Here is a 13,123-nt window from a genome sequence, read left to right as displayed (position 1 = left end):
GCTCCGGGAGGTGTCCAGAAGCACACTGTCTAGCGCCCCATGACGCGCGTGTAGTGCCACTCGGCCAAAAACGGCGCTGTAAGATGTTGAAAAGAAAAGCTGTCTCGGGGTAGGTGGCAAATCTGGGTTAATATGGCGCCGCCGATGCCTGTCCATCCGTCCCGCCGCCATCAGTCCCGCCTGGGTCACTACGAGACCACGTCCGTCGGCGGCGAGAACGTCCGCGCCTACGTCCCGATGCCGCTGCCGCCCGACCCGCCGGTTGACCTGACCGGCCATCAGGCGGCGCTGGAACTGGCCAACCAGACCGTCGGGCGCCTCGACGGCATCGCCTCCGTCCTGCCCGACCCGTCGCTGTTCCTGTACATGTATATCCGCAAGGAGGCGCTGCTGTCCTCGCAGATCGAGGGCACCCAATCCTCCCTCTCCGACCTGCTGCTGTATGAAGCCGAGGAAGCCCCCGGCGTCCCGGTCGACGACGCCCGCGAAGTCTCCAACTACGTCGCCGCCATGGACCATGGCCTGCGCCGCCTGCGCGAGGGCTTCCCGCTGTCGCTGCGCCTGATCCGCGAGATCCACGCCATCCTGCTGGCGAAAGGCCGCGGCCAGTACAAGGACCCCGGCGAATTCCGCCTCAGCCAGAACTGGATCGGCGGCACCCGCCCGGGCAATGCCCGGTTCGTGCCCCCGCCGCCGCACGTCATGCCAGCCTGCCTCGGCGACCTGGAAACCTTCATCCACACCGAAACCCCCGACCTGCCGCTGCTGGCCAAGGCCGCGCTGGTGCACGTGCAGTTCGAGACCATCCACCCTTTCCTCGACGGCAACGGCCGCCTCGGCCGCCTGCTGATCACCTTCCTGCTGTGCGAGCACGGCGTGCTGCGCGAGCCGCTGCTGTACCTCAGCCTGTTCTTCAAGCAGAACCGCGCCGCCTACTATGAGCACCTCCAGGCCGTGCGCGAGGACGGCGCCTGGGAAGACTGGCTGGCCTTCTTCCTGCGCGGCGTCAGCGAAACCGCGCGCCAGGGCATCCAGACGGCGCAGAGCCTGCTGCGCCTGTTCGGCACCGACCGCGCCCGCATCGAGGACCTCGGCCGCCCGGCCGCCACCGCGCTGCGGCTGTACCAGTTCCTGCAGCGCCGCGCCCTGACCACCATCCAGGACGCCGCGCGCCACCTCGGCCTGTCGCAGCCCACGGTCACCAGTGCCCTGATGCACCTGCAGGCGCTCAACATCGTCCGGGAGACAACCGGACGCCAGCGCGGCCGGGTGTTCGTCTATGGCGCCTTCCTCGACCTGCTGAGCGAGGGAACTGATCCGTTGCCGCGTTGACAGCCCGCGTTTGGCATCGCGGCAACCTGGTCTGGTACCGATCGCCGGAAATGCCGCCCCCATTGGATGTGGCACAGAGCCCTACGGCTTTTGCCCTGGCCACCATCGGCAAGGCGTGGAGACACTGGGGGTTGACGCCGTGGCGGGCGGTGGCAGTGCCTCCCCCGGAACCGTCCGTGCCTGCTCATTCTTCCTTGATTTTCAACACGGAGGAGGATGAAGGACCATGAAGCGCCACGGAGGCTGGGCCTTGCTGGCTTCCCGGGACCGGACGAACCACATCATTGGGCTGGCGATCAAAGCGCGCAGCGCAGCATCGCCGGAACGGCTCGAAGCGGTTTACGCTTTGGACCTGGCGTACGGCCTGCGCCGCATCATTGGCTGACTGGTTCACACCCTTCGTGGCCCTTTGTGGTCCTCCGTCGTCCTCCGTGTTAAAAAGCGTTCGCCAATCCAGGCTCCGCCGCTGCCCTGACCCACCCGGGACGACACTGCCGCTTGTCGCAAGAGCCGAGGGAATTGGGGGCGGAATTTTCGGCAGCCGGTACGAACCGGAGGACCCGACCATGTGGGAACCAAGCCAGCGCTACCCGGACACGTCCGTGTCCGTGCTGGATCCCAGTTTCAACGTGCTGCGCCTGCCACTCGCCTCCGTCGAACGGCTCGCCACCGGCTGCCGCTGGTCGGAGGGGCCGGTGTATTTCGCCGACGGCCGCTACCTGCTCTGGAGCGACATCCCCAACGACCGCATCCTGAAATGGGAGGAGGAAACCGGCGCCGTCAGCGTGTTCCGGAAAACCTCCTGGAACGCCAACGGCAACACCCGCGACCGCCAGGGCCGCCTGGTGACCTGCGAGCACCGCGGCCGCCGCGTCACCCGCACGGAATACGACGGCAGCATCACCGTGCTGATGGACAGCCACCAGGGCAAGCGGCTGAACTCGCCCAACGACGTCGTGGTGAAATCGGACGGCTCGATCTGGTTCACCGACCCGGTGTTCGGCATCAGCGGCTACTATGAAGGCGAGAAGGCCGAGTCCGAACTCACCCCCGCCGTCTGGCGCATCGACGGGCAGACCGGCCAGGCCAGGATGATGGCGGACGGCATCGAGGGTCCGAACGGCCTGGCGTTCTCGCCGGACGAGTCGATCCTGTATGTCGTCGCCTCCCGCGCCGCGCCCAACCGGCTGATCCGCGCCTTCGACGTCGTCGGCGGTGGCGAGCGGCTGGCGAACAACCGCGTCTTCATTGATGCCGAAGCCGGGACGCCGGACGGGTTCCGCGTCGACGTCGAGGGCAACCTGTGGTGCGGCTGGGGCATGGGCGACGCCGAGCTGGACGGCGTGCGGGTGTTCAACCGGCATGGCGCGCCCATCGGCCATATCGCGCTGCCGGAGCGCTGCGCCAACCTGTGCTTCGGTGGCCGGTTCCGCAATCGCCTGTTCATGGCGGCGAGCCACGGCCTGTATGCACTCTATGTGAACACGCAGGGCGTTGCGGGCGGCTGACGGCGGATCACTTCAGTCGAGTCATGACAACCCGGTGCAGGCCCCAGGCCGCGGCCAGGCAGACGAGCAGGATGCCACCCCACGTCAAGGCCGACTGCCACTCCCCGACCTGCAGCCGGCTGATGGACAGGCCCGCCATCTGTGCCGGGTAGATGTGCAGCGGCGCCCACAGCAGGGCCGAGCTGACATTGGCCAGCACGAAGCGCCTCTGCCGCATCCCCGCCATGCCCGCGACCAGCGGAACGGTGGAGCGCAGCACCGGGACGAACCGGCACAGGGCGACGCTGTAGGTGCCATGACGTTCGAAAAAGCGCTCGGCGTTGTGCATCAGCGCCGGTCGGCTGGCGAACGGCCAGATGCCGCGCAACCGGCCGCTGAAGCGCTGGCCGAACCAGAAGGAGAGGAAATCGCCGATGACCGCGCCGATGATCGACAACGCGAGGAACGGCATCATCGGCTGGCCGGCCATCGCGGCCGCTCCCGCCACCGTCATCAGGATGGGCGTGCCGGGGATCAGGATGCCCAGCACGGCAACGGCCTCGATGATGGCGGCCAGGAACACCGCCGCCAGGGCATAGGCCGGATAGATCGCAACGAGGTCAACGCCAGCGTTGATCCAGGACCACATGAAGGTGATGCCGCTGTCTCCTGTGTCGAACAACACCGGCCATTATGGCGATTGCCGGCGGGGAAGGAAAGCAATCATCCCGCCACAGGATCGTTATCAGAATTCACAACTTTTACTTAGCGAACCGGTTTCCGCCAGGCCTGAAAAATCCAGGCATGTTGCCGATTGGCCCGCCGTGCCGGCGGTTCGACTGAAACAGACTATTAAAAAACGTTTGGAACCGTCCGTGCCCCGGTTCCCACAACGGGAATTTTTTTGCAGCGATAGCAAGGCTGTAGCCGCCGGCCGGACATGTGCCCTGTTGCAGATATGACCCAATGGACACCATTATTCTGCCTTCTTCAGATTCTTCAAGTCGTGGTGACTTGTCGGTCGGCCCCTCAGGCGGAATATCCGCCTGGCTGAACAAGCCGATCGGCTTCGCCCACGTGAGGCTGTCGGGGGCGATCGAGACCATAAACCAGGAGATATGCCGCATGCGCTATCGCAATGCGATCGTAGTCACCACCCTGCTTGCGACACCGGTCGCGGCCATGGCCCAGCCCATCACCGGCCTGTACGTCGGCGGCGGCGCCGGCCTGAGCGCTCCGATGAACCCCAACGTCACCATCTATGGGACGAACGGCTTCGGCAACGGCCGGGCGCGGATGAACCTGAACTACGGCTTCAATGGCGAGCTTGCCGTCGGCTACGGCATCGGCAACGGGTTCCGCTTCGAGATTGAAGGCGACTTCATGCGCAGCGGGGTGAACAGCATCCTCGCGCCGGTGCCGACCGCCACCACCGGCACGGTCCGCAACTGGGGCGCGATGGTCAACGCCATTTATGACCTCGATATCGGCTTCCCCTGGGTGTACCCGTATCTCGGCCTTGGCGCCGGCTACCAGTGGACCAGGCTGAACTCGGTGAACTCGACGGCGGTCGGCGGCGGCTTTTCGAATAGCGTGAATACCCAGGAAGGCGGGTTTGCCTGGCAGACGATCATCGGCGCCTCGTTCCCGATCCCGAACGTGCCCGGCCTGTCGCTGACCGCGGACTACCGCTGGATGGACATCCTGGGTGGCGAGAAGTTCAGCGGCACGGCGGATACCGCCGGGGTTATCGCCCCATCCGAACTGAAGCTGCACAATCAGTATATGAATGAGGTGGTGTTCGGCGTGCGCTACGCCTTCAACACCCCGGCGCCGCCGCCGCCCGCGCCAGCGCCTGTCGCGGCCCCGGCACCGGCGCCGGCCCGCTCTTACCTGGTGTTCTTCGACTGGGACAAGGCGACGCTGACCGACCGCGCCCGGCAGATCGTCAAGGAAGCGGCTGACAACTCCACCCATGTCCAGGTCACCCGGATCGAGGTCAACGGCTACACCGACACGTCCGGCACGGCGAAATACAACATGGGCCTGTCGATCCGGCGCGCTCAGGCGGTGGCAGCCGAACTGGTGACCGACGGCGTGCCGAAGAACGTCATCAGCATCCAGGGCTTCGGCGAGACCCACCTGCTGGTGCCGACCGGCCCCGGCGTGCGTGAGCCGCAGAACCGGCGGGTGGAAATCATTATCCAGTAAGCGGGCGGGCCTGTCGGTCCGTGGGTGAGGATCAGGGCCGGGGATGCGAGTCCCCGGCCCTTTCCGTGCCGGCCGGCTGATCCGCCGCGCCTGACTGGGCGCAATCGCCGGATGGCGGTAGCTTGCGGCGATGACGATAGTGGACGGCATGGACAACACCGACAGACTCTGGGAACAGGTCCTCGGCCGCCAGGCGAGTGCCGATTTCCTCTACGCGGTGACCACGATGGGAGTGTACTGCCGCCCGTCCTGCCCGTCACCGCGTCCGTTGCGCCGGAACGTGCGCTTCTTCCCGTCCGCGCCCGAGGCCGAGGCCGCCGGCTTCCGCGCCTGCCGCCGCTGCGACCCGAAAGGCGAGCGGGCGCGGCTCGCCCAGGCCGTCGTGCGCGATGCCTGCGCCTTCATGGAGGCCAGCGAGGCGGTGCCGTCGCTGGATGACCTGGCGAAGCGGTCCGGCTTCTCCAAGTTCCATTTCCTGCGCATGTTCCGCGACCACACCGGCCTGACGCCGCGCAGCTACGCCGAGGGCATGCGCGCGCGCCGCCTGCACAGCGCCCTGGCGAACGGCGAGCGGGTCGTCGATGCCGTTGCCGGGGCGGGCTATGGCTCGGAAAGCCGGGTGTACGAGAAGACCGGGTCGTTGCTGGGCATGACCCCTGGCTCCGTCCGGCGCGGCGGGCAGGGCGAGCGGATCCGCACGGCATTTGCCGACTGCCCGTTCGGGCGGCTGCTCGTCGGCGCCACCGGCAAGGGCGTGTGCTTCATCGGCTTTGCCGAACCGGACGAGGCGCTGATGGGTGACCTGCGGCGGCGCTTTCCCAAGGCCGACGTCACCACCGGCGATCCGGCGCTGGCGGCCACGGTGCGGGCTGTCGTGGCGTTTCTGGAGGAGCCGAAGCAGGCGCTGGACCTGCCGCTGGACCTGCGCGGGACGGCGTTCCAGCAGCGGGTCTGGCGCACCCTGTGCACCATCCCCGCCGGCGAGACGCGCACCTACGCGCAGCTTGCGGCGATGGCCGGCAATCCAAAGGCGATCCGGGCGGTGGCGCGGTCCTGCGCGACCAATCCGGTGTCATTGGCGGTGCCGTGCCACCGGGTCATCGGCAGCGACGGCGACCTGACCGGCTACCGCTGGGGCGTGCCGCGGAAGAAGGCGCTGCTGGAGCGCGAGCGGCAGGCGGCCCTGGCGCGGGGGTGAAGACGCACGCGGCGCGCCACGACGATGAGGCGCGCCGTCGCGCAAGGCGTCGATGGCAACAGTTCGCCGCGTTGGCCGCAAAAAATGCGCCTGCGGGGCCCGGTCTCCACAGGCACTGAAACAGCGGCACTGGTTACTGTCACGTCACGATTGCGCCAGGCCCGGCCACAACGGGACAGGGACCTGCCGCTGATGCCGATCCGGTGGGATCGGCACGGGTGCCGCGCGTTACGACGTTGCCGCTCGCCTGCGCCAGGCCGACGGCGGCGTGCCCATCATCTTGCGGAAGGCGCGGCTGAACGCGGCCTCCGAGCCGTAGCCGATGCTGGCGGCGATTTCCGCCATGCCGGCGTCGCCGCGCCGAAGCAAGCCGATGGCGATCTGCATGCGCCATTGCGCGAGATAGTGCAGCGGCGGCGTGCCCACCAGGTCCGCGAAACGGTCGTACAGCGCCGAGCGCGACAGCGCGGCCTTCGCCGCCAGCTCCTGCATGGTCCAGGGGTGGGCGGGCGCGCCGTGCAGCAGGGCGAGCGCCCGGCCCACGGCCGGATCGCGCAGGCCCGCGAGCCATCCCGCACGCTGCGGCGGCATGGTTTCGATATGCCGGCGGACGACCGCGATGAACATCAGCTCGCTGAGCCTGGCCAGCACGCCCGCGCTGCCCGCGCGCCCGCCGGCCATTTCGGCGGCGGCGATCCGGGCGAACTGGCCGAGCCAGCCCGCGTCGTCCTCGCCGCCCGCCACGATCACAGGCGGCAGGTTGTCCAGCAGCGGATTGAACGCCTCGGCGTCACAGGCGAGAAAGCCGCAGACGAGGCGCGCGGTGGGCGGCCCCTCGGCGCCGTATTTCAGAGCGAAGGGCAGGCCACCCGCCATCGCGGCGAACGCCTCGGCGGAAACGGCGTCGCCCCGCATGCCCGGCTGGCTCGCCATCACATGCGGATCGCCGTTGGTGAAGACCACGACCTCGCCCGCCTTCAGTTGAAAGGTCTCGCCGCCAATCACGCTGGCGTAGCACGCGCCTTCGGTGACCGCGTGGTAGGCGATCAGCCGTTCGGCGCCCGGCAGGATCAGCGGCAAGATGATGTCGCGCGGCGGCTGCTCGGCGACGAACGGGCTCGTGGCGGCGACGTCGAAGAACGCCGCGCCGGTCAGGCGCACCGTCTTGAGCACATCGGAGAGCACGTCGACGGGCATGGCAACCTCGGATGGAGCGCGCGTGGCGAAATCCGGACGCGCGATCAAGCATGGCGGAGAGCCGGTCATTCGCCCGTGCGGGGCCCGAGTTTATGGAAAGGGCTTCGACGCGGCAATCGGCGCAAAGGAACGCCGCCGCGGAAACCGGGAGGAAAGCCGCGATGAACATCCAGACCGCAATTCCGGCCGCCGTCGACTACGCCGCCATCAAGGCCCGCCAGCGCGCGGTGTGGAGCGCCGGCGACTATGCGCGCATCGGCGTGACGCTGCAGATCGTCGGCGAGACGCTGTGCGAGGCCGTGGATCTCGGCGCTAACCATCGTGTGCTCGACGTCTGTGCCGGCAACGGCAACGCCACGCTCGCCGCCGCCCGCCGCTTCGCGGACGTGGTGTCGACCGATTACGTCGAAGACCTGCTCGACCGCGGCCGGGCGCGCGCGGCGGCCGACGGCTTTGACGTGCGCTTCGAGCAGGCCGACGCCGAGGCCCTGCCGTTCGACGACGAGAATTTCGACATCGTGCTTTCGACCTTCGGGGTGATGTTCACGCCCGACCAGCAGCGCGCGGCCGACGAGATGCTGCGTGTCCTGAAGCCCGGCGGAAGGATCGGCCTCGCCAACTGGACGCCGGCGGGCTTCGTCGGCCAGTTGCTGAGGACAGTCGGCGCGCGCGTCCCGCCGCCGCCGGGCGTCAGGCCGCCGGTTCTGTGGGGCGAGGAGGCGCATCTGGCCTCGCTGTTCGGGTCCCGCGCGCGGGTTGCGACGCAGCGGCGCAGTTTCGTCTTCCGCTACCGGTCGCCGGCCCACTGGGTGCAGGTTTTCAGGACGCTCTACGGCCCGCTGGTGAAGGCCTTCGCGGCGCTGGACGAGGATGGACAGAGGGGCCTCGAGGCGGAGCTTCATGCGCTGATCGGCCGGTTCAATACCGCGCGCGACGGCGCGATGGTGGTCCCGGGGGACTATCTCGAAGTGGTGGCGACGAAGGTGTGATTGCCTCCGGGCGCGCAGGTGCAGGACGCATCGCGGATGCACGCACGGAGGCATGGGGAACGCCGTGGCGGCGGGGACTGCATGGCAGGATGTGGCCGTCCCGGGCGCTTCGCGCGGCTGGCTGCGCCTGGAAGACGGGACGTCGGCCGCCTGTGCCCTGGCATGGTAACAGCCGGTTTCGCGACCCAGCGCCTCGGCATCGAGCCTATCCAGAAATTTGTATGAAGGTCATAACGCGCTCCCGTCCCTCCATCAGGGGCTTCGTTATGACCTTCATACAAATTTCTGGACAGGCTCAGCTGCGGCGCAGCACGAATCAGCCGTGCCAGGCTCCGGCCGAACCGGGACGCGCCACTGACCGTGCCTGGTGCCGGCGCTCGTTGCCTTGGGGTTCGGAGACACCATAAGGCGCGGTCCGGCCGGCTCGCGCGATCATGGCGCGCCATGCCACAAGAACAGCACAAACGCCGCGAACCGGGAGAGGCGCACTCTCCCGGGTGGCACAGCGGACGCCGCTACGTAAATGACGTCACTGCGCCGACGCGCGCTTCTCGAAACCGGTCACTGTGAGGTTCAACTGCCCGGAATAGTTTGGGCCCTCGAAACTTCCCTTCCCAGTACCGTGGCCGCGCACATGCGCAAAGCGGCCAGTCCCATCGGTGATCTCAAAGGTGCCTTCGGAAGAACCCTTGAACTGGCCTTTCTCGTCCTTGGTAACGGAAAAATTGACTTTGTATGACCCGGCCATAGTACCATCGTTGTTTGTCCGAAACAAGGAGCCCCGGGCTTCTCCCTGCTTGCGATTCGCGTCGAATTGAAATCCTTCGATTGAGGTTTCGTGCATCGAGTCGAACAGACCAGGCAGGCTCGCGGCCCCGATCCACTTGGCGACGCCGTAGACCTGACCTGAGCCACCTGCCGCCGCGACCATGTGTACCTCGACTTGCGTCATAATCTCTGGGCCGGAAAACTGCAGTTCCTGCGCCGTCGCCGGCGTTGCCAGCGTCGCAGCGCCGACAGACGCGAGCGCAATGGCCGAGCAGGCGATCGATTTCCTCACCAGGTGCATCCTCGGGGCGGACAGCAGCGATGTGCGCGGTCGCATTGAAACCTCCTTCTGCTTTTCTGGCTGAGTAGCCGCCGGCAGGTTTGGGGGAGCGCTGTAAATCGCGTATCACCGCCGTGTCACAGCGTTGTAAACGCGCTGGCGTCCGAGGGTTCCTCCGGGAACAGAGCGGCTGCATTCAATCGTCGCCCTTTCGCGCTTCGGATGGTGATCAGGGGCGGGGGACATGACCGGTGGCGCCTGCTTTGATGCAGTCGCCAACCGCTTGCAGCGAGAAGGCTTGGCCATCATGGCCGTATCCGATGTTATCAATCCCTCAGCCTTGCTGGTTGATGCCCAATGCTCCGCGCTGGTGCTCCGGCATTGCCGGCCGGATGGCGGCCGCTGTCGGGGCCGCGACAGCGAGGCGGTGATCGGCACCGGCCACGATCACGATGACGTGCTCGGCAGCGGTGGCGCTGTCTTTGCGGGGCTTGAAGTGGGCGTTTCGATGATAGGCACCGTCCCGGCCGGACATCACCAGCCGCCGCGTGTCCGGATATCGTCCCTTTGCCTGATGGGGCTGCACCGCTCCACGCGGCAGATCGCCATGCCGCGGCCTGGTCAGCCGCACCCGGAGGCCAAACAAGGCGCGGACGAACCCGAGGGGGACTTCCCGTCCAGGGTCAACGCGTGCTTCGAGCGGATTATCGTTACTCTGCGCGCACATTCAACGCCTTTCCAGGCGCCGCAGGACATGGATGGCGGGCTCCTGTGTTCGCAGCGGCACATGCCGCGGATACCGCGACGGCAACGCAAAACCGGGCGTCCATGCCGGCCGATGGCAGGCCTTTGTGTATCGCGCCGTTGCCCGTTTCCGGCCATCCTGGAGGCATTCCCGGCCATCAGACCGATACGAATTCCGCGAACCCGCCGGCGTCGCCCTGGATAAGCCGCCAGTGGCCGTCCTCGCGCTCCGTCACGGATTGCAGGCCGCCCCAGCCGTCCACGATCGTCGCGTGCCGCCGCGGGGCGATGCCGTCAACTGAAACCACCAGGGAAAGCGTGCCTCTGCGGACCACTATGGGTCCGATCGACGAGGCGATGCACTGCATATACTGGGACATGATGCCGCTCCATTCGGGTTGATCCGGCTTTTATCACTGGACCTGGGCGGCTTTCTGTTGCCTTTGTCACAAACTGGCCGCAAATCGCGATCGATCCGCCGGGGACGGGCGCCGCACTGGCGTTGGAATAGTGAGACACGCCGGTGGTCGTTATCATTATGTTATGGACGGCCATGATGCGGGAGTAATCGGCGCCCCTGTTTTACGAAGGAGACGGTCAAACCTCTGCCGTCTGGCTCGTGTGGCAGCGAACCGCCCCTCTCGTCATGGCGGCTACCCGGGACCAGCCCGGGCACAGGCTCCGGGCCACCGTCCAGGCCTTTGCTGATAGCGGCATCGCAAGGCGTGGATGGCGGGCCTTCGCCCGGCATGACGATAGGCGATGGCCGCCCTTTGCCGTCTCGTTAGTAACGCCTATGCGACAGGCGCGGGCCGCGCATTCCGCCGCTGGCGGGGCAGCGGCAGCCTCGCGCCGGTGTCTGGCAGGGGCACGTCCGGCCGGGACGGACGCGGGCCTTGGCCGGCCGGCCTTGCCCGCACCCGCCGGACCAGGATTGCGGATAACGCGGATCAGTATAGTGGATGACGCGGATCAGTCGCTGTCAGCCGGCCGGGAACGCCGCCTCCATGGCGCGGCGACAGCGATAGGCTTCGTCGGCCGCGTCGATCCGCACGTCATCCCAGGTCACCGGCTGGCCCTGCTTCACATCCCGCACCAGGGGCACCCGGTTGGCGAGGCCGATCGGCAGGCCGCCGCGGCGCAGGCTGTCGGCGGCGGGCATCAGCTTGCCCCAGACGCAGGCGCCGCCCTCGCCGTCCAGCATCTCGCCCGCGCGCAAATCCCGCTTCGCTGTCGAAACCACGTCGCCGCGGAATCCGGTCGGCGCCCCCGTCGGCTCCTTGCGCAATGCGGCCGACAGGATCGAAACGTTAAGCTCCAGGCCGATCAGGTGGAACGGGCGGTAAAGCGCCGAGACGCGGCCGGAGGAATCGGTTGCCACGCCATATTCCTGAAAGCAGCGCTGGGCATAATCGTTCGGCGCCTCGAACACCACGTACACGCCCCAGCGCAGGTCGTTGCGCACCGGGCTGCCGTCGCGCTGCACGCTGGAAACCACCTCGACCTGGCCGGCATGATGCAGCGTGCCGGCGTTGCCCGGGCGCAGCGCCTCGGCCAGTTCGTGCGTGCCAATGGGCGGGAACCCCAGGCCGTCCGGCGCCGGCGTCAGACCGGAGGCATTGGCCACCGCCGCCATCTCGATGCCGGATTTCGTGCCGTCAAGAAACGAGTTGAACATCTGCGGGTTCATCCCGCCGACAGCCGCCTGTTCCGGCGTCAGGCCGTAGAAGCCCCAGACCGTGTCCGGCGTGGAGGCGTGGTATTCCGGCCTGTACTTCGTGCCCTTGCCGGCGGCCAGCACCGGGAAGCCGCAGGACCGTGCCCAGTCCACCAGCTCGCAGATCAGCGCCGGCTGGTCGCCATAGGCCAGGCTGTACACCACGCCGGCCGCCGCGGCCTCCTGCGCCAGCAGCGGGCCGGCGAGCACGTCGGCTTCCACGTTGACCATGACGATGTGCTTGCCCTCCCGGATTGAACGGCGGGCATGCGCGAGGCCGGCGGGGGCGTGGCCGGTGGCCTCGACCACCACCTCGACGTCGGGCGCGGCGATCATGCCGGCGGCATCGTCGACGATGCGGGTGGCGGCGATGCGCTCCTCGCTCCAGCCGACGTTGCGGCAGGCCGCGCGGGCCCGGTCCGGCGACAGATCGGCGATGGAAGCGACCTCCAGCCCCGGCGTCGTCGGCACCTGCGAGAGGAACATCGAGCCGAACTTGCCGGCGCCGATCAGGCCGACGCGCACGGGGCGGCCGTTGGCGGCACGGGCTTGCAGCAGGCGGTACAGGTTCATGCGTGTCCTCCCATTCTGGTTTGGGAGGCGATAGCAGCGTTGGGGGGATTGGGGAACAGTGGGGCGGCGGTGGGGTTTTTTCCGGTACGGCCGTGGGCGGGAGTGGTGCGTCCCTGGCGGGGACAGCGTGGTTGATGGGGTATTTTTATTCGCACAGAGAATGAACTGAGGCTGTGGAGGGCCACAGGGGATCAGGGGGACGTTGCGCGGCTTGGTGCGGGTGGCGCGGTTGTGGCAGGAAGTCCCAGCGTCCGGCCACCTGGCGTTGCGTCGTCCGGCAGTGCTGGTTGTGATGCACGCTGTCAGCGGCGCCATGGTTTTTCGCCGTGGCCGTATGCATTCCTTCTATGAAATGATGGCTTGTCAGGCACCGCCCGCGCCAATCGCCGCGCTGTTCAGTGACGGCAAGAGCATACCGAGGCCCTGTGTGGGCGATTGCGCGCCGAAATGTGACATTCCGCGCTTCATTGCGCTGCCTCGGCGTGGCAAACTGCGGATGCAAAAATTACGTACGGGAACCATCACCCTTGACGAGACCAACCAAGGCTTCGGCCACCTGTCCGATGGCACGGTGCCGCGGCAGATACGGCTGCTGCACGGCTGACAGGGGCGTCCACCATCACCTTG

Annotated in this window: 14 protein-coding genes; 7 read left to right on the top strand and 7 right to left on the bottom strand. The window is 67.4% G+C overall.

The features are described 5' to 3' along the window. The first annotated feature begins 144 nt into the window (after positions 1–144). The 3 genes from CCS01_RS22040 (at position 145) to CCS01_RS22035 (ending at position 2,840) form a co-directional block, all read left to right on the top strand. Positions 145–1,332, top strand: a complete 1,188-nt coding sequence (locus CCS01_RS22040) for a Fic family protein (protein ID WP_104520919.1) — start codon at positions 145–147, stop codon at positions 1,330–1,332. 226 nt (positions 1,333–1,558) lie between these two features. Then, a complete protein-coding gene (locus CCS01_RS33915; RefSeq protein ID WP_158258540.1) occupies positions 1,559–1,717 on the top strand; it encodes a hypothetical protein in 159 nt (52 codons plus the stop codon). Positions 1,718–1,898: 181 nt separating this feature from the next. Beyond that, the gene (locus CCS01_RS22035; RefSeq protein ID WP_104520916.1) at positions 1,899–2,840 is read left to right on the top strand and encodes an SMP-30/gluconolactonase/LRE family protein; all 942 of its coding nucleotides are present in this window, start codon (positions 1,899–1,901) and stop codon (positions 2,838–2,840) included. Positions 2,841–2,847: 7 nt separating this feature from the next. On the opposite strand, the gene CCS01_RS22030 is transcribed toward CCS01_RS22035, so the two are convergent. Next, complete coding sequence (locus tag CCS01_RS22030) at positions 2,848–3,501, bottom strand: DedA family protein (RefSeq protein ID WP_104520915.1); 654 nt, start codon at positions 3,499–3,501, stop codon at positions 2,848–2,850. Between the two features lie 79 nt (positions 3,502–3,580). Continuing rightward, positions 3,581–3,946 (bottom strand): hypothetical protein, encoded by a 366-nt coding sequence (locus CCS01_RS33090; RefSeq protein ID WP_146101896.1) that lies wholly within the window; start codon positions 3,944–3,946, stop codon positions 3,581–3,583. On the opposite strand from CCS01_RS33090, the gene CCS01_RS22025 reads away from it, so the two are divergent. Both CCS01_RS22025 and ada read left to right on the top strand, forming a co-directional pair. Beyond that, a complete protein-coding gene (locus CCS01_RS22025) occupies positions 3,945–5,030 on the top strand; it encodes an OmpA family protein (RefSeq protein ID WP_104520914.1) in 1,086 nt (361 codons plus the stop codon). The two genes, CCS01_RS33090 and CCS01_RS22025, sit on opposite strands and share 2 nt — an antisense overlap. Positions 5,031–5,178: 148 nt before the next feature. After that, complete coding sequence (gene ada / locus CCS01_RS22020; protein WP_239992348.1) at positions 5,179–6,228, top strand: bifunctional DNA-binding transcriptional regulator/O6-methylguanine-DNA methyltransferase Ada; 1,050 nt, start codon at positions 5,179–5,181, stop codon at positions 6,226–6,228. A 228-nt stretch (positions 6,229–6,456) separates the two neighbouring features. Here the strand turns inward: ada and CCS01_RS22015 are convergent, their stop codons facing one another. Then, complete coding sequence (locus tag CCS01_RS22015) at positions 6,457–7,425, bottom strand: AraC family transcriptional regulator (protein ID WP_104520918.1); 969 nt, start codon at positions 7,423–7,425, stop codon at positions 6,457–6,459. 161 nt (positions 7,426–7,586) lie between these two features. Between CCS01_RS22015 and CCS01_RS22010 the strand changes: the two genes are divergently transcribed. After that, positions 7,587–8,414 carry a class I SAM-dependent methyltransferase gene (locus CCS01_RS22010; protein ID WP_104520912.1) on the top strand — a complete coding sequence of 276 codons (828 nt, stop codon included), beginning with the start codon at positions 7,587–7,589 and terminating at the stop codon, positions 8,412–8,414. A gap of 529 nt (positions 8,415–8,943) precedes the next feature. Here CCS01_RS22010 and CCS01_RS22005 read toward each other — a convergent pair. The 4 genes from CCS01_RS22005 to CCS01_RS21990 form a co-directional block, all read right to left on the bottom strand. Continuing rightward, the gene (locus CCS01_RS22005) at positions 8,944–9,474 is read right to left on the bottom strand and encodes a hypothetical protein (protein WP_146101895.1); all 531 of its coding nucleotides are present in this window, start codon (positions 9,472–9,474) and stop codon (positions 8,944–8,946) included. Positions 9,475–9,796: 322 nt separating this feature from the next. Further along, entirely contained in the window at positions 9,797–9,997 is a 201-nt protein-coding gene (locus CCS01_RS33085; RefSeq protein ID WP_146101894.1) for a hypothetical protein, read from the bottom strand. Positions 9,998–10,364: 367 nt separating this feature from the next. Beyond that, positions 10,365–10,586 (bottom strand): hypothetical protein, encoded by a 222-nt coding sequence (locus CCS01_RS21995; RefSeq protein ID WP_104520909.1) that lies wholly within the window; start codon positions 10,584–10,586, stop codon positions 10,365–10,367. A gap of 602 nt (positions 10,587–11,188) precedes the next feature. After that, a complete protein-coding gene (locus CCS01_RS21990; RefSeq protein WP_104520908.1) occupies positions 11,189–12,496 on the bottom strand; it encodes an NAD(P)H-dependent oxidoreductase in 1,308 nt (435 codons plus the stop codon). Positions 12,497–12,698: 202 nt separating this feature from the next. Here CCS01_RS21990 and CCS01_RS21985 point away from each other — a divergent pair, with 202 nt between their 5' ends. After that, a complete protein-coding gene (locus tag CCS01_RS21985; RefSeq protein ID WP_104520907.1) occupies positions 12,699–13,100 on the top strand; it encodes a hypothetical protein in 402 nt (133 codons plus the stop codon). Positions 13,101–13,123 lie beyond the last annotated feature (23 nt).

The organism is Rhodopila globiformis (assembly GCF_002937115.1).
GTDB classification, from domain to species: Bacteria; Pseudomonadota; Alphaproteobacteria; order Acetobacterales; family Acetobacteraceae; genus Rhodopila; species Rhodopila globiformis.
The sequence above is the reverse complement of the archived record's forward strand: the minus strand, read 5'-3'. Positions and strand labels throughout refer to the sequence as shown.